This is a genomic window from Paludisphaera soli, assembly GCF_011064595.1.
GTDB lineage: Bacteria > Planctomycetota > Planctomycetia > Isosphaerales > Isosphaeraceae > Paludisphaera > Paludisphaera soli.
In genome coordinates, this window is sequence record NZ_JAALJI010000010.1 from 104,733 (window position 1) to 120,099 (window position 15,367).

At 69.4% G+C, this 15,367-nt stretch carries 10 protein-coding genes; 2 read left to right on the plus strand and 8 right to left on the minus strand.

From position 1 onward, the window contains the following. Nucleotides 1-33 precede the first annotated feature (33 nt). The 6 genes from G6O68_RS14830 to G6O68_RS14855 form a co-directional block, all read right to left on the minus strand. Nucleotides 34-1,893: a redoxin domain-containing protein gene (locus G6O68_RS14830; protein ID WP_240911217.1), complete on the minus strand. Its 1,860-nt coding sequence runs from the start codon at nt 1,891-1,893 to the stop codon at nt 34-36. 104 nt (nt 1,894-1,997) lie between these two features. Continuing rightward, nucleotides 1,998-3,716: an OprO/OprP family phosphate-selective porin gene (locus G6O68_RS14835; RefSeq protein WP_165249091.1), complete on the minus strand. Its 1,719-nt coding sequence runs from the start codon at nt 3,714-3,716 to the stop codon at nt 1,998-2,000. 627 nt (nt 3,717-4,343) lie between these two features. Beyond that, nucleotides 4,344-5,192, minus strand: a complete 849-nt coding sequence (locus G6O68_RS14840; RefSeq protein ID WP_240911219.1) for a ZIP family metal transporter — start codon at nt 5,190-5,192, stop codon at nt 4,344-4,346. 150 nt (nt 5,193-5,342) lie between these two features. Further along, nucleotides 5,343-5,540: a small basic protein gene (locus G6O68_RS14845; protein ID WP_165249093.1), complete on the minus strand. Its 198-nt coding sequence runs from the start codon at nt 5,538-5,540 to the stop codon at nt 5,343-5,345. Between the two features lie 56 nt (nt 5,541-5,596). Then, nucleotides 5,597-7,543 (minus strand): chloride channel protein, encoded by a 1,947-nt coding sequence (locus G6O68_RS14850; RefSeq protein WP_165249259.1) that lies wholly within the window; start codon nt 7,541-7,543, stop codon nt 5,597-5,599. A gap of 42 nt (nt 7,544-7,585) precedes the next feature. Beyond that, nucleotides 7,586-8,992 (minus strand): APC family permease, encoded by a 1,407-nt coding sequence (locus tag G6O68_RS14855; protein ID WP_165249095.1) that lies wholly within the window; start codon nt 8,990-8,992, stop codon nt 7,586-7,588. 142 nt (nt 8,993-9,134) lie between these two features. On the opposite strand from G6O68_RS14855, the gene G6O68_RS14860 reads away from it, so the two are divergent. Together G6O68_RS14860 and G6O68_RS14865 are read left to right on the plus strand one after the other, a co-directional pair. Next, nucleotides 9,135-9,800 carry a cysteine hydrolase family protein gene (locus tag G6O68_RS14860; protein WP_165249097.1) on the plus strand — a complete coding sequence of 222 codons (666 nt, stop codon included), beginning with the start codon at nt 9,135-9,137 and terminating at the stop codon, nt 9,798-9,800. Nucleotides 9,801-9,850: 50 nt separating this feature from the next. Next, nucleotides 9,851-10,594 (plus strand): tetratricopeptide repeat protein, encoded by a 744-nt coding sequence (locus tag G6O68_RS14865; protein ID WP_165249099.1) that lies wholly within the window; start codon nt 9,851-9,853, stop codon nt 10,592-10,594. Here G6O68_RS14865 and G6O68_RS14870 read toward each other — a convergent pair. After that, nucleotides 10,575-12,011: a DUF1501 domain-containing protein gene (locus tag G6O68_RS14870; protein WP_165249101.1), complete on the minus strand. Its 1,437-nt coding sequence runs from the start codon at nt 12,009-12,011 to the stop codon at nt 10,575-10,577. The genes G6O68_RS14865 and G6O68_RS14870 overlap by 20 nt on opposite strands. Before the next feature lie 14 nt (nt 12,012-12,025). Then, the gene (locus G6O68_RS14875) at nt 12,026-15,163 is read right to left on the minus strand and encodes a PSD1 and planctomycete cytochrome C domain-containing protein (protein ID WP_165249103.1); all 3,138 of its coding nucleotides are present in this window, start codon (nt 15,161-15,163) and stop codon (nt 12,026-12,028) included. Nucleotides 15,164-15,367: the final 204 nt, after the last annotated feature.

Here is a 15,367-nt window from a genome sequence, read left to right on the forward strand (position 1 = left end):
GCCCCGACGACCGCCGTCGTCGGGGCGCGGCGTTCATTTCTTCCGGCGATCCCGCTGATCGGCGAAGATCTCGCGGAGGTCGTCCTTCTCGCCCGGGAGGGTCAGGTCCTGGCCCTTCTTCGTGACGGCGATGAAGCCGATGCACATCTCGTCGGTGGTCGCCTCGCCCCATCGCACGCGCCGCGGGGCGTCGCGGTTGGGATTGCGGGGGTTGGACGCCGAGTTGTCGAAATGCGCCACGGCCCGCACGATCGAACCCTTAGGGAGGTCGATCGGCTCCTTGAAGTAGTACTGGGACTGCCAGTTGAAGTCCCAGTCGTCGATGCGGATCAGGTCGCGGCTCCGACCGTCGGGGAAGGTCACGGACATGGCCATGTCCTTGCCGAGCCGGTGCATGTGCGGGGCGACCGCCCAGGCCTCGACGTCCACGGGCACGGTCCACTCGGCGCGGACCTCGATGTTCGACTCGCCGGGGGACAGGTCCAGGTCGAAGTTGAACGCGCCGTTCCAGTGGAGGGTTTGCTTCACCGGCTTGCGCGCCAACTTCAGGCCGATGCGGGTGCGATCGACCTCCGGCTTGCCGGAAGGGTGGTAATGGACCTGAACGACCACGTCGGCCTTCCTCGGCAGCGAGCGGCCGACGCCGTCGGCAAGGATGCTCGGCGCGGCCCCGGGGGCCCAGCCTCCCAGGTCGCCCCGGACCTCGACCGACGGCCCGGAGAAGCAGGTGTAGCCGGGCCCCGCCTCGGCCGCGTCTTTCTTCCGGGCCTCCCCCGAGTCGTCGACGTAGCCCAAGACGTGGTGGACCACCCGAGGGTTCCCCGGCCTGTACTCCACCCCGGCGATGTAGACGTCTTCCGGCAGGGCGGTGGCGAGGACGAAACAGCGATAGAGGTCGTCGCCCGACTCGGGGATGGCGAAGTCCGTGCCGATGTCGAGCACCAGGTCCGGCCCCCCTTCCATCGACCATTCCTCGGGGAAGTCCCGGGGGGCGGGGAGATCCTTCGGGTCCCCCTCGGGGGCCCCGGCCTCGGCCCAGGCGACGAGGGTCTCTACGTCCGTCGACGACAGGGAGCGATCGTGGCGGAACTTCGGCCCGACGCCCGGCGCGGCCTTCCAGGGGGGCATGGTCCGTTCCTCGGCGACCGCGGCGAGGTCGCCGGCCCGCTTGCGAGCCTGTTCATAGGTGTCGAGCGCGAACGGGCCGAGCTGACCCTTGCGATGGCATTCGCGGCAATTGTTCTGGAGCACCGGCGCGACGTCCTTCGCATACGTCGGAGGGGCCGAAGGCTCGGGCAGCGGGCAACCCACCGCCTTCTGGAAAGGCGCCTTCACTTCCTCGCCCGCGAGGACTGCGGCCAGCGCCGGCTTGAGATCGCCCTGGCCGGGGTTGGCGTTGCGGACGCCCCGGCCCGCGAACTGGTCGTCGATCCGACCTTGGTAGCGGACCCGCCCCCGGTCGTCGACCACGAACGCCTCGGGCGTGACCGTCGCGCCGATCGCCCTGGCGAGCCGACCGCGCCGGTCGGCGCTGATCGCGAGCTTGAGGTCGTATTCCTTTGCGTGGGCCGCGAGGTCGGCGTCGCTCAGGTCGGGGTCGACGCAGACGCCGATCCAACGGACCTTCGGGGGCGGGAACTCGTTGTAGAGGGCGTTGAGGGTCGGGTTGACGGCGTTGGCGATCGGGCATTCCGTCGAGTAGAAGATCAGGACCGTCGCCCCGCCGGGCTGCGGGGCGGCATCGAGGACCGCCCCGTCCGGCGCCCGCAGGCGGCCGAGCCGCTCCAGCAGATCCGCCGCCCGGTCGTCGCCGCGGGCGGTCGCGGCCGTCGCCGCTAGGAGCATGGCGAGGGTCGAGAACCATCCAGTTCGCCACGTCGATCGAACGTCCACGGTCGTCCTCCCCGGGGTGATGCGACGGCATGTCGCTACCCCCAGAGTAGAGGCCCGCGCCCGCTCCTGGCAAGCGTCGGCTCGCCGGCGAGGGATCGCTCGGGTCAGAAGAAGAGCTGCATCCGGGCCAGGAACAGGTCGTTGGTCTTGCTCCACTGGCCGACGTTGGAGAAGACCGGCTGGCCGAACTCGGAATGCTCCCAGGTGAACATGAACTTCAGGTACTGGTTGATGTGCCAGTTGAAGCCGAGGTCGGTGATGAACAGGCTGCGAGTCCAGAGGTTCGGGTCCGACAGTCCGTTGGTGAAGACTTCCCGGCCGATCTCCATCTGCTGATAGCGGGCCGTCAGCTCCCAGGCGCCGAGCCCGAACTCGCCCGCCTTCAGGTTGAGCGGCCGGAGCGGCTTGACGATCCCCAGGCCGCTACGGGTCTCTCCCGTCAGCATGTAGCCGGCCTGGAGGTAGAACGAATCGACCGGGAGGTGCGTCCGGTAGGCCGGGCGATTGGCGAGGGCGTAGTCCTGAAAGCCCCCCGCCCACTCGCCGATCACCGCCAGTTGGCGGTAGAACCAGGCCGCGTGCAGGTCCCAAAAGGTCATCGGGCCGACCTCGCGGACGTTCGGGCTGAAGGCCAGGAACGGCACGCCGGCCACCGAGTTGCCGGCGATGGGGACGATCGTCCTCAGGATCAGCGGGGCGGGCAGGTTGTCGTTCGTCCCGCCGAACACCGAGCCGCCGATGTTGAAGTTCTCGAGGACCGACCCCTCGTCGTTGACGAACGGCTTCCAGTTGATGAACGCGCTCACGAATTTGGAATCGAGGTTGGCGACGTAGCCGTTGCGGGCCCCGTTGTAGATGCCGGCGGCGTAGTCGAACGTCTTGTTGAAGAGCCGCCCGAACCCCATCACGCCGAGGTCGCGGTTCTGGCCGAAGTTGTTGAAGAACACCGAACGCTCGGGCTGGATCAGGCCCTGGATCGGGTCGACCATGAACTCGTAGGTGAACGGCGTCTTCATCCGACCGGCGCGCACTCGCATCCGCGGATCGAAGTCGAAGTCCAGGAACACGTCCAGCGTGTTGATCGCGTCGAACCCGTGGGCGAACGAGAGGAAGTAGCCGACCGGCTTGGTGATCCGCCCGCTGAACATGAACCACTGTCGGGGGAGCAGGAAGCTGTCGCGCTGGGTCAGGTGGCCGCCTTGCTCGTAACCCCGGTACTCGAACTGCGTCAGGTTGTGGAACTGGAAGATGTACTCGTCGTCGTCGCTCCTCAGTTCGAATCCCGGCCCGAACTTGGCGGTGACCTTCTTGCTCTCGAGCGTCGCCGGGATGTTGAACCGCGAGTTCGGTGGCGGGTTGGGAGGGAGCGATTGGCCTGGGGCCGAGGCGCCGCCGGGGGCCGACGGGGCTTCCACCGTTGCGGGCACGCCCGAGTCGGGGGCCGCGGTGCCCGGCTCGCTGCTGACGCCCGGGGGTGGGGTCGCTCCCGGGGAAGAGCGGTCGGTCGACGCACCTCCCGAGGTCCCGACGTTTGAACCGACCGGCGAGCCCACACCGCCCTGCATCTGGTTAGACAGCCGCTCGACCATCGCTTCCAGCTGACGGACCCGAACCTCCAGCGCCGCCTCGCGAGCCGTCGGCCCAGCCTCGACCGATGGAGTGGAAGCCTCGGGCAGGGATGGCGACGGGATCGAGGGGGCTTCCCCCACCGCCTCGGCCAGGGGGACTTCCTGGGCTTGCGAGTTGGAGACAGTCGAGAAGACGCAAATCCAGAGGCCGGCCGCGAACCGGATCGGCGTCTTCACGGCTCGACGATGGATCATCGTTCCCCGGCCCCCTCCGCACCCAGCCAACTCAAGGTCCACCCGCAGACAAGCTAGCGGGTGAAGTCCAAGCTTAGGAATCGGCTCCCGACTCGACCGGCTGCAACGATTATCCGGAGAGGATCCCGCGCGATCGTCGCAAACCTGCTGCATCGGAAGACTTCCAAATCCCCCCCGCCTGGAGGAAAGATGAGCCTTCGTTAATTTTCCGATTCCTGTTTGGATCCATCCAGCGAAAGGCTGACGGGTGCAATCTCCAGGTCGCGGGGCGCGTGAGGCTCCGATCGGGAGATCGACGGCGGCGACCCGTCGACCAGGTCGACGCCGAGCGAGGTCGCCGGCAGGACCGACCCGGCCGGGGTGGCACGGAGATCACGCCCGATGGTGGTACCCTCCGCGATGGGAGGGCGAGGTGTTCGGGTCCGACGGCCTCCGCAGCCCGGCGAGGCCGCCAGCAGGCCGAGGAGCGGGAGCACGAGGATCCGCAAGGCCCCCGCCCGCCCGGCGTCGTGATGGATCATGGGAGGCCGCTCCGAGCAGGATGGGGGATTGGTTCGAGTACCCACATCTGATGGGATCGGCGGGGGGCCGGGCCGGCTTGAGCGATCGTGACGGCCGGGATGCTCGTCAGGGGGCCGTGTCGAGGAACTCGATGGTGGAAGTGCCGGCCATGAGCAGGAAGCCGGCCAAAAGGGCGAGCGAGAGCTTCATGCGATCATGGGAGTGGAATTGCAGCTCGGGGAGGAGGTCGCTCAACGAGATGCAGAGGAACGTGCCCGCGGAGAAAGCCAGGGCGATCGCCGTCAAGGATTCGGCCTGATGAGGCGCGAGCCGATCGACCCCGATGAAGAAGCAGGCCGCTCCGAGGGGGATCATCAGCGCGAAGCCCAGGTTCACGAGATGGGCCGGGCGGACCGACACGCCGGCGCGGATCATCAGCGAGACGATCGTCATCGCGTCGGCCGGCTTGTGCAGGACGGTCGCGAGGAAGACCCCCCAGGCCATACCGCCGACCCTCCCCTGCTCGGCATAGTCGGCCGCGACCGCGCTGGCGAGTGCGACGCCGCCGACCAGCGAATGCACCGCCAGGCCGAACGCGGCCGTACCCCAGGATAGGGGATGGCCGCCGGCCTCCTTCCGACCGCCGCGATGGTGGCCGGGGGCGTGATCGTGGTCGTGATGCTGGTGGGCCTCGGCCTCGGTGGATTCATGCTGGTGGAACGAGAAGAACCGTTCCAGGAAGAAGAGCGCCAGCAGGCCCATGGCGGTCCACTGGACCGTGCCGGGGCCTCCCATCTCGACCGATTCGGGGAGCATGTGGAAGAACGCCGCGCCGAGCATGGTTCCGGCGGAGAAGCTCAGGTAGACCTGGAGCCGCGTGTGGGTCAGCACCAGGGCCAGCGGCGTCAATCCCCCCAGCAAGCTGACGCCGACGATGAGCGCGCAATACACCGTTAGGACGACGGGCATGGCCATCGGGGACGCGGACCTCGGGGGGAGGAGGCGGAGGTGGATACAAAGCGAAATCCCCGACCTGGAGGCCGGGGATCGCTCGAACGAACGGCTCGGAGAGGTCCGGCGAGGCGCAGGGCCGGGGATCGGCCGGGCGCGACGGGTCGGTCCGGCTTACTTGACGCCGGGCCGCTTCGGACCGGTCTGGCCGGGGGCCAGCTTGCGCGACTTCGTCTTGGGGAGGTTGTACACCCCGGCGGCCGGCGTCCACTTCTCATCTTCCTGGAGGAGGGCCAGACGTTCCGGGCGCGTGAGGACGCCCCGCTGACGGGTCAGCCCGCTCGCCTTCTTGAGACTCTTGTCCAACGACATTCGATCGACTCCAACTGCGTGGCCGTCCCGTTACTCGCTTCCCGGGATTTTGAATCTCAGATCTTACCCCCCGTCGGTCCCCGACGCAAGTCGGCCTCGGCGGGGCGGGCGGCCCACGCGGCCGTCCCGCGGGGCCCGCCTTCGCGGAGCGACTCGATCGTCTCGGTGTAGGCGCCGGTCAGCCTGCGACGGCTCAGGAGCCCGACGAGCCGGTCGGGGGCCTCGGCCGCGACGACGGGGATCTCGTCGATGTTCAGCTCGGTCATGCGCCGGAGGGCCGTGTGCAGGTCGTCGTCGGCCGTGACGGTCGACACCGGGCGGGTGGCCAGGTCGTCGGCCACGACCAGCGGGCCCCACGCGTCCGAACCCAACAGGGCGAGCCGCAGGTCCCGGAGCGTGAAGACGCCCGTCAGCCGGCCGTCGGCGTCGATCACGGGGAAGAGGCTCTCGGACGACCTCGCGACCTCCTGCAGGAGCCGGTCGAACGGCAGCCCGGCGGGCATCGGCCGGATCCCCTCGGTCCGCACCCCCGCCTCACCGACCTTGATCCCGGACAGCACGTCCACCACGAAGTCGCCCTGATGGGCGGGGCTGTCGATCGGCGTGGCCACCTGCTCCTCGTACATCGTCCAGCGCCGGGAGATCGCCATGTTCAGCCCGCAGGCCAGCATCAGGGGGACGAGCAGGCTGTAGGACCCGGTCATCTCGCTGACCATTACGATGGAGGTCAGGGGCGTCTTCGAGACCCCGGCGAAGAAGCCCCCCATGCCGACCAGGACGAACGCCGAGGTCTCGGTCGCCTCGCCGATCCCCAGGGAGTGCAGGAACTGGCCGTACGCCCCCCCGAGCATCCCGCCGATCAGCATCGAAGGTCCGAAGACGCCGCCGCTCCCGCCCGAGCTGATCGTGAAACCCGTCGCCACGATCTTCAAGAGTGCGACGGCCAGCAGCAGGCCCATCGACATGTTGGGGACGAACGCCGTCTCGCCCTCGCCCAGCAACGCGGCGGGCTCGCCGATCGCCCCCCACTGGACCCAGCCGTATCCCCCCGCCATGACCTGCGGGAAAGCCAGCGCCAGGAGCCCCACCAGCGCCCCGCCCACGGCCGGCTTGAGGGCTCTCGGGATCGGCATCGGATGGAACAGGCGGTCGCGGAGGCCGTAGAAGGTCCTGGTGTACAGCCAGCCGACGCCCGTGCAGAGGAACGTCAGGCCGACGTAGAGGGGCAGGTCGCCCAGCCCCTGGAACGTCAACGGCGGCATGGCGAAGACGGGATGGGGCGTCACGAACAGGGCGAACGTCGAATACGCGACGATCGCGCTGGCCAGGCAAGGGAGGAGCGCGGCCGACTCGAAGGCCGTGGAGGCGTACAGGACTTCGCCCGCGAACAGGGCCCCCCCGAGCGGAGCCCGGAAGATCGCGCCGACGCCCCCGGCCGCCCCGGCCAGCATCAACACCCGGCGCTCGTCGGTCGAGAGCCGCAGCACACGAGCCAGATACGAGCCGAACCCGGAGCCGATCTGGGCGATCGGCCCCTCCTGCCCCGCCGAGCCCCCGGTCCCGATCGTGACGATCGAGGCGATCGTCTTCACGAACGGCACCCGGGTCCGGATCATCCCGGCGCCGCGATGGAAGGCCCGGATCATCGCGTCGGTCCCGTGCCCCTCCGCCTCGGGGGCGAGTGTGAAGACGAGCAGCCCGGAGATCAGGCCGCCGACCGTGGGGATCAAGACGACCGTCCACCAGGGCCAAGGATACGAGACGCCGACGGCCCCCCCCTCGGGCGTCGGCGGCATCGAGAAATGCATGAGATCGCCCAGGACGTGGACGTACATAAGGTGAAGCAGCTTCAGGAAGGCCACCGCCCCCAGGCCCGCGACCACCCCGACCACGGGGCTGCACAGCCCCGCCCGCCCCACGCCGGGCGTCGCCCACAAGGTCGCGAGCCGTCGCAGGGCGGCGGCGAGGGGGGCGGGGCGGCCGGTCGGGCTCGGTCCGTTCATGGGCTCGGTCGGGGGCGGGGCGCTCGGCATCTCGGGTCCTTGTCAGGTCGCTTCGTTCGAGTCCTCGATCGGCGGCGTCGGCCCGCCCGGGACCGCTCGCAGCGCGTCCCAGGCGACGAAGACGACGATACCCAAGGCCAGAGACCCCAGGCCATAGGCGATGATGTGCCACTCCGAGGTCCCGAAGACGAACAGCCAGCCCAAAAGCGCCGCGACGGCCGGCAGCGGGTACAGCGGCATCCGGAACCTCAGGCGGGCCACGACCTCGGGCCGGCGGCGGATCCAGAAGACCGTCAGGATCTGGCCGACGAACTGGATCAGGATCCGCGAGGTCAAGAGCGCCATGATGACCGTCGCCAGGTCGGCCAGGCAGGCCAGCATCCCCAGCCCGCCGATCAGCATGAGCGAACGGTGAGGGAAGTCTCCCTTGGGGTGCGTCGCTGCGAAGAAGCGCGGGAAGTGCCCGGCCTTCGCCGAGGCGTACGGCACCCGGCTATAGCCGAGCAGGGCTGAGAACGTGGAGGCCAGCGCCGTCCAGATGATCATAAGCGTGAGGAAGCCCGCCGCGCGGGGGCCGACCACGCGTTGCATCATGTCGCTGGCGACGTGCGTGGACTTCATCGCCTCTTGCCAGGGGAGCACCCCCAGGATGCTCAGGTTCATCGTCAGGTAGATCGCCGCGACGGCCAGCACCGAGATCAAGATGGCGCGGGGGATCGTCCGCGAGGGGTTCTCGACCTCGTCGCCCAGGTAGGAGATCTGGTAGTAGCCCAGGAAGTCGTACATCGCGATGGCGAGCGCCGCGCCGAGGCCGGTCGCGTTGGCGGCGCTCAGGTCGAAGGCGTGCTCGGGGAACGTGAAGGCCAGCCCGGCGTCGAAGTTCGCGATCCCGGTCGCGATCACCCATCCGACCGTGCAGAGCATGCCGATCCAGAGGACGACCATCAGCCGGCCGGCCATCTCGATCCGACGGTAGGCGAGGAGCGTCACCAGCCCCATCACGCCGACGCCGAGGAGGTTGAACCACGGCACGGGCGAGTCCAGCCCGGGGACGATCGCCCCCCAGTTCCAGGCCGTCTCCTTCAGGACGGGAAAGAAAAACGCGGCGTACTGCGACAGGCCGATCGCCCCGGTCGCGATCTCCAGGGGCCCGCTGAAGAGGAACTGCCAGACGAACAGGAACTTGAGCGCCCGGCCGGTCCGGGAGTCGCCGTAGGCGGCGTCGAAGAAGTGGTACGTCCCCCCCGAGCCCGGGAAGGCCGAGGCCAGCTCGCACCAGACGAAGCCGTCGGCGAGCGCCACCAGCGCGCCGAGGATCCAGCCCAGCATCGCCTGGGGGCCGCCCATCGTGGCGATGATGGCCGGTATGGTGATGAAGGGCCCCACTCCCACCATCATCGACATATTCAGGCTGACCGCCTGCAGCAGGCGCAATCGACGTTGCAGCATCGGAAACGTCCCGGTCGGCTTCGGTTGCCCCCTGGCGGGGAAGGAGGTCCCATGATGGGGCGGCACGGCCTTTGCCGCAATGCCTCCCCGCCGCCACGGCCCCGCCCGGGCGGGTCTCCTCTCCAGGTCCAGGAACCAGACCATGGCCGACAAGAATTCCGACCTCCACGGCTTCGCCCCCGACAAGGCCGACGGCGCGCTGCTGCTCATCGACGTCGTCAACGGCTTCGACTTCCCCGACGCCGACAAGCTCCTCGCCCAGGCGCTCCCGATCGCCGGGCCGCTGGCGAAGCTGGCCGCCCGGGCCCGCGCGGCCGGCGTCCCGGTGATCTACGTGAACGACAACTTCGGCCGATGGCGGTCGGACTTCTCGACCCTCGTCCAGCACTGCCTGGAACCGGACGCGCCCGGTCGGGAGTTCGTCGCCCGCCTCACGCCCGAGGAGTCGGACTACATCGTCATCAAGCCCAAGCATTCCGGGTTCTTCTCGACGACCCTGGGGACGCTGCTCGAATACCTGGGGACGAAGACCTTGATCCTCGCCGGCGTGACCACCGACATCTGCGTCCTCTTCACGGCCAACGACGCCTACATGCGCGACTACGGCCTGATCATCCCCGAGGACTGCACAGCCGCCGTCGAGGGGGGGGACTCGCGCAACGCCCTGAAGTTGATGGAGCGCGTGCTCAAGGCCGACGTCCGGCCCTCGACCGAGATCGACCTGGCGGCCCTGGCGAGGGCCACCCAGGATCCGGCCCCGCCCCGCCGGGACGGGAATTCCGAGCCCGCAACGCCCCCGAAAGGCTAGAATCGGTTCGGGGCCGGTCGGGATCGACGCGCGAATGCTGGGGCCGAGTCATGAGCACACGTTTCGGGGTCGCAGCCGTCGTCCTGGCCCTCCTCTCGACGGCCCCGGCCCGCTCGCGGTCCGACGAGCCGGTCGCCAGGCCGGGGGTGGTCAGCGACTGGTCGTACTACAACAACATGGCCTGGTCCGCCTTCGCGCGGGGGGACCTGGAGATCGCCGAGGTCCGATTCGGCAAGGCGATCGAGAAGATCCGCCCCTACCCGAAGGCGCACGGCCGCCTCCTGACGCGGAGCTACCACGACCTCTCGCGGGTCCTCTGCGCCCAGGGCCGCTTCGCCGAGGCGGAGCCGCTGGCGAAGTGGGTCGTCGAGGCCCGCCAGGCGGATCCGAAGACCCGCGACGACGCCCTGTTCGACAGCTATTACCTCCTGGCCGTGATCGAGCGCTCGCTGCGGAAGGAGGCCGAGGCCCTCCCCCTGCTCGTTCGCGCGATCGCGATCGAAGAGAAGAACGTGAGCCTGTCCGACCCACGCCTCGCGCTGACGATCAAGGAGCTGGCCGACCTGGAGACGAAGCTGGGCTCCTACGCGGAGGCCGACGCGAACTACCGCCGGGCGATCCGCATCCACGAGTACGCCGAGACCCCCACCCCCGACCTGGCCGACGCCCTGGAGGGCCGCGCCGCCGCGCTCGACAAGCTCGGCCGGGCGGACGAGGCCCGGGCCTGCGAGGCGAGGGCCAAGGAGGTCCGAGAGCGAGCGGCCGCGGCGGCGGTCAGGCCAGGATCTCGTTGACCACCCGGCCGTGGACGTCCGTCAGCCGGAAGTCGCGGCCCTGGAAGCGGTAGTTCAACCTGGTGTGGTCGAAGCCCAGCAGGTGCAGGATGGTCGCGTTCAGGTCGTGGACGTGGACCTTGTCTCGCGCGACGCTGAAGCCCAGGTCATCGGTCTCGCCGTGGCTGATCCCCGGCTTCAATCCGCCCCCGGCCATCCACATGGTGAAGGCGTTGGGGTGATGGTCGCGGCCGTCCGAGCCCCCCTGCACCATCGGCGTTCGGCCGAACTCGCCGCCCCAGACGACCAGCGTGTCCTCCAGCATCCCACGCTGCTTCAGGTCCTGGACGAGCGCGGCGCAGGCCTGGTCGGTCTCGCCGCAGTTGTTCTTGAGGTCGGCCGTGAGGTTGCCGTGCTGGTCCCAGGCCTCGTGGAAGATCTCCACGAACCGGACGCCGCGCTCCAGCAGGCGGCGGGCCAGGAGGCAGGTGCCGGCGAACGACCCCTTGCCGGGCTCGACGCCGTACATGTCCAGGACGTGCTGGGGCTCCCTGGAGAGGTCCATCACGTCCGGGGCCGACATCTGCATCTGGAAGGCGGTCTCGTACGAGTTGATCCGGGTGGCGATCTCGGGGTCTCCCATCACCTCCAGACGCTGGGCGTCGAGGCTGTGGATGGCGTCGAGCGAATCGCGCTGGACCTGGCGGTCGACCCCTTCGGGGTTGGAGAGGTAGAGGACCGGGTCGCCCCCTGTGCGGAACTGGACCCCCTGGTAGACGGTCGGCAGGAAGCCGCTCCCCCAGTTCGAGTTGCCGCCGCTGGGGCCCTTCTTGCCGGTGCTGAAGACGACGAAGCCCGGCAGGTCGTTCGCCTCCGAGCCCAGGCCGTAGCAGGTCCAGGCCCCGAGGCTCGGCCGGCCGAAGATCATCGAGCCGGTGCTCATCATGATCTGGCCGGGGGCGTGGTTGAACGCGTCGGTGGACATCCCCTTGACGACCGTCACGTCGTCGACGACCCGGGCCAGGTGCGGCAGCAGCTCGGAAAGCTCCGTGCCCGACTGGCCGTGGCGGCCGAACTCGAACTTGGGGCCGAGCAGCTTAGCGTCGGGGTTGATGAACGCGGCGCGGTAGCCCTTGAGCAGCTCGGCCGGCGGCAGGGTGCCGTCGAACTTCGCGAGCTGGGGCTTGGAGTCAAACATCTCCAGGTGAGACGGCCCGCCGGCCATGAACAGGAAGATGACGCGCTTCACCTTGGGAGGGAAATGCGGTGCCTTGACGGCCATCGGCCCGGAGGCCGTCGGCGACCCCGCGCGGGCGTCGGCCGCCAGCAGCTCGCGGAAGGCCATCGCGCCCAGGCCGACGCCGCACTGGCCGAGGAACCACCTTCGCGAGACGTCGAGCGGGTCGTGACCCCGGTGGAGACGATCCTGGCAATTCATGAGTGACCTCCCGCTTATTCCTTGGTGATCGTCTCGTCCAGGTTCAGCAGCACCCGAGCCACGACCGTCCAGCTCGCGTGCTCGGCGGCCGACTCGCCCGCAACGCCCGAGAGCTTGGCGGGGTCGGCCTCGCCCGACGCGAACCGTTCGGCCTGCTTGCGCAGCAAGGTCGACAGCACCTCCACCTCCTGCGCCGTCGGCTTCCGCGCCAGGCAGCGTCGGAAGGCGTAGACGAGCCGGTCGGCCTCGGTCGAGCCCCCTTCCTTGAGGACCAGCGTCGCCAGCGACCGGGCCGCGTCGAGGGCCATCGGCTCGTTCAACAGCGCGAGCGCCTGCAGCGGCGTGTTCGACCGGGCCCGGCGGACGCAGGCGAAATCGCCGTTGGGCGCGTCGAACGCCTGGAGCATCGGATATGGGATCGAGCGGTAGCGGAACGTGTAGAGGGCCCGGCGATATCGGGCGGAGCCGGCGGACTCGGGCCAGGCTTTCGGGCCGTAGCTCGACGGCGGCTGGAACAGGAAGGCCGGCGCGGGCGGGTTGACGCTCGGGCCGCCGATCGTGGGATCGAGCAGCCCCCCCGCCGCCAGCATCACGTCGCGCACGACTTCCGCGTCGGCGCGGACCCGGGCCCCCCGCGCCAGCAGGCGGTTGAACGGGTCCTTGGCGAGCAGCTCGGGCGTCGCCCGCGAGGCCTGCCGGTAGGCGTTGGACTCGACGATCAGGCGGTGGAGCGTCTTCAGGCTCCAGCCCCGATCCATGAACTCGACCGCCAGCCAGTCCAGCAGCTCGGGGTGCGAGGGGGTCTCGCACTGCGAGCCCAGGTCCTCGCTCGTCGAGGTGAGCCCGGTGCCGAAGTAAGACTGCCAGACGCGATTCACCGCCGCGCGGGCGGTGGTGGGCGCCTTGCGATCCACGAGCCATTCGGCGAAGGTCAGCCGCGTCGGCGCGGCCTCGGAGGTCGGCGGCGGGTTCAGGAAGGCGGGGAATCCGGGCTGCACGGGCTCGGCCGGCTTGAGGAAGTCGCCGCGCTCCAGGCGATGGGTCTCTCGGGGCCTCTCGCGAAGGACGAGCTGCGAAGCCCCTTCGGGATGCTGCTTCCAGAGGGCCTCGATCCGCTCGTTGGCCTCCGCCCACTCGGGGACTGTCGTGCGGAAGTGGCCGAAGACGGCGGCGGCCAGTACGGCCGTGCGGGCCTCGGGAGCGACCGCGAGGGCCTCGCGGACGGCGACCGGGATCGGGTCGGCCTGGGCGTCGGGCGCCTCGGCGACCGAGAATCGGAAACGGCCGAAGTTGTTGTTCTGGTTGTCGTCGCTGTTCCAGCCCCCGTGCCGCTGGGTGAGCTTGAAGGTCAGGACCACGCCCGAGGGGAATGAGACGGGCTTGTCGAAGGTGAACACGGCCTTGCGAGGGACATTGCGGCGGCCTGGCCCGGCGTCGATCCCCCAGGCCGTCTCATCCTTGCGGTCGATCGCAAAGGCGATCGGGCCCGTCACGCGCCGACGCTTGCTCTTATCGTCGAAGATCGGCTCCAGCTCGGCTTCGGGCGGGTTCACGTCGGCGGTGGCCCAGGCGATCGCGACCTCTTTCCGCTCGTTCGGCTTGTCGGCGGGGGCGGCCTCGACGTGGAACTCGGTGAGGGCGAGCAGGCCCTTGGTCGAACGGCCCGGCCCGGAGAGCGGCAGGCTGGGGTCGTTGAGGAGTTCGAGCCGGACGGCCGAGACGCTCGCGACGGGCTGCAAGGCGGTGAACTGAGCCGTGTGGAGGGTCGGGGCGTAGCCGGAGGCCAGCAGCGAGCCGTCCTCCAGCAGCGTATGCTTCTGGCCGCTGCCGTTATTGGCGTCGACGTCGGTCCGCACGACGCTCCAGCTCGGGCCCGGATCGCGGACCGACTCTTCCCAGGACCGCATCCGGTCGGCCCAGTCGGGATTTTCCTTGCGGAGGCCTTCCTCGATCGCGGCGACCCCCTTGAGGATCTCCTCGCGGCGATGCAGCTCCTCGGGCGTGTAGACCGCGACGGCGGCCTCGTCCACGCTGTTGAGGAAGGCGAACATCCGGTAGTAGTCCTCGTGCGTGATCGGGTCGTACTTGTGGGTGTGGCACTGGGCGCACTGGATCGTCAGGCCGAGCACGGCCTTGCCGACGGCGTCCATCCGATCGAACATCGCCTCGACCCGGAACTGCTCGGGGTCGACGCCCCCCTCCTCGTTGATCATCGAATTCCGCAGGAAGCCGGTCGCGACGACCTGGTCCTGCGTGGGGGATGGCAGCAGGTCGCCCGCGAGCTGCTCGACGATGAAGCGGTCGTACGGCAGGTCGCGATTGAACGCCCCGACGACCCAATCGCGGTAGAAATGGACGAAGCGGGGCTTGTCCTTCTCGTACCCGTCGGAGTCGGCGTAGCGCGCGGCGTCGAGCCAGACGCGGCCCCAGCGCTCGCCGTAATGCGGCGAATCGAGCAGTCGGTCGACGAGCCGCTCGTACGCCCCCGGGCGGTCGTCGGCGAGGAACGCGTCGACCTCGGCGATCGTCGGCGGCAGCCCGATCAGGTCGAGGCTCAGTCGCCGGATCAAGGTGGGCCGGTCGGCCTCGGGCGACGGCGCGAGTCCCTCCCCGTCGAGCCGGTGCAGAATGAAGGCGTCGATCGGGTTGCGGACCCACTCGGGCCGCGAGACCTGCGGAGTCTCGGGCCGCTCGGGGGGGAGGAAGGCCCAATGGCCCTCGTACTCGGCCCCTTCGGCGATCCAGGTCTCCAGGATCTTCGTCTCTTCGGGCGTGAGCGGCTTGCCGACCTTGGCCGGCGGCATCTTGGCGTCGGCGTCGTCGGTCGTCGCGCGGAGGATCAGTTCGCTGTTCTCGGCGTCGCCGGGGATGATGGCCGGGTCGCCGCTGGCGGCCGGCGACGTGGCGTCGTGGGCGGTGTCGAGCCGGAGCTTCCCCTTGCGCTGGGTGGCGTCCGGTCCGTGGCACTGGAAGCATTTATCTGACAGGATGGGCCGGACGTCGCGGTTGAACCGCACGGTCTTCCCCGAGGGGGAGGTTTCGCCGGCCCCCGCGCCGTCCGCGAGGAAGGCGGCCAGGACCGCCAGGGCGAGACGGCCGGCCCGCGGGAACGAACGGCTGCGGGCGACTTCCTCGACTGATCTTTCCCTCATCATCATCCGTCCTCGCCACGACCACGAACGGAGCAGAGCACGCATCGGCGGCATGAAGATCGGGCCGGCCGACCCCCACGATTGTACACGGTCGGCCCGCTCCTGGCACCGTCCCGGCCTTTCGGATTGCGTTCGCGAGGCTGATCCGGCGGATGGAAAGGATGCAGGCGCCTCGGTTTGGAGTGCTTCGGCCCCCCGTCCGCG

What these genes read in the sequence shown, in the direction of transcription:
- G6O68_RS14835 (WP_165249091.1), bottom strand. Translation starts at nt 3,716, where the DNA reads ATGATCCATCGTCGAGCCGTGAAGACGCCGATCCGGTTCGCGGCCGGC.
- G6O68_RS14840 (WP_240911219.1), bottom strand. Translation starts at nt 5,192, where the DNA reads ATGGCCATGCCCGTCGTCCTAACGGTGTATTGCGCGCTCATCGTCGGC.
- G6O68_RS14845 (WP_165249093.1), bottom strand. Translation starts at nt 5,540, where the DNA reads ATGTCGTTGGACAAGAGTCTCAAGAAGGCGAGCGGGCTGACCCGTCAG.
- G6O68_RS14850 (WP_165249259.1), bottom strand. Translation starts at nt 7,543, where the DNA reads ATGAACGGACCGAGCCCGACCGGCCGCCCCGCCCCCCTCGCCGCCGCC.
- G6O68_RS14855 (WP_165249095.1), bottom strand. Translation starts at nt 8,992, where the DNA reads ATGCTGCAACGTCGATTGCGCCTGCTGCAGGCGGTCAGCCTGAATATG.
- G6O68_RS14860 (WP_165249097.1), top strand. Translation starts at nt 9,135, where the DNA reads ATGGCCGACAAGAATTCCGACCTCCACGGCTTCGCCCCCGACAAGGCC.
- G6O68_RS14865 (WP_165249099.1), top strand. Translation starts at nt 9,851, where the DNA reads ATGAGCACACGTTTCGGGGTCGCAGCCGTCGTCCTGGCCCTCCTCTCG.
- G6O68_RS14870 (WP_165249101.1), bottom strand. Translation starts at nt 12,011, where the DNA reads ATGAATTGCCAGGATCGTCTCCACCGGGGTCACGACCCGCTCGACGTC.
- G6O68_RS14875 (WP_165249103.1), bottom strand. Translation starts at nt 15,163, where the DNA reads ATGAGGGAAAGATCAGTCGAGGAAGTCGCCCGCAGCCGTTCGTTCCCG.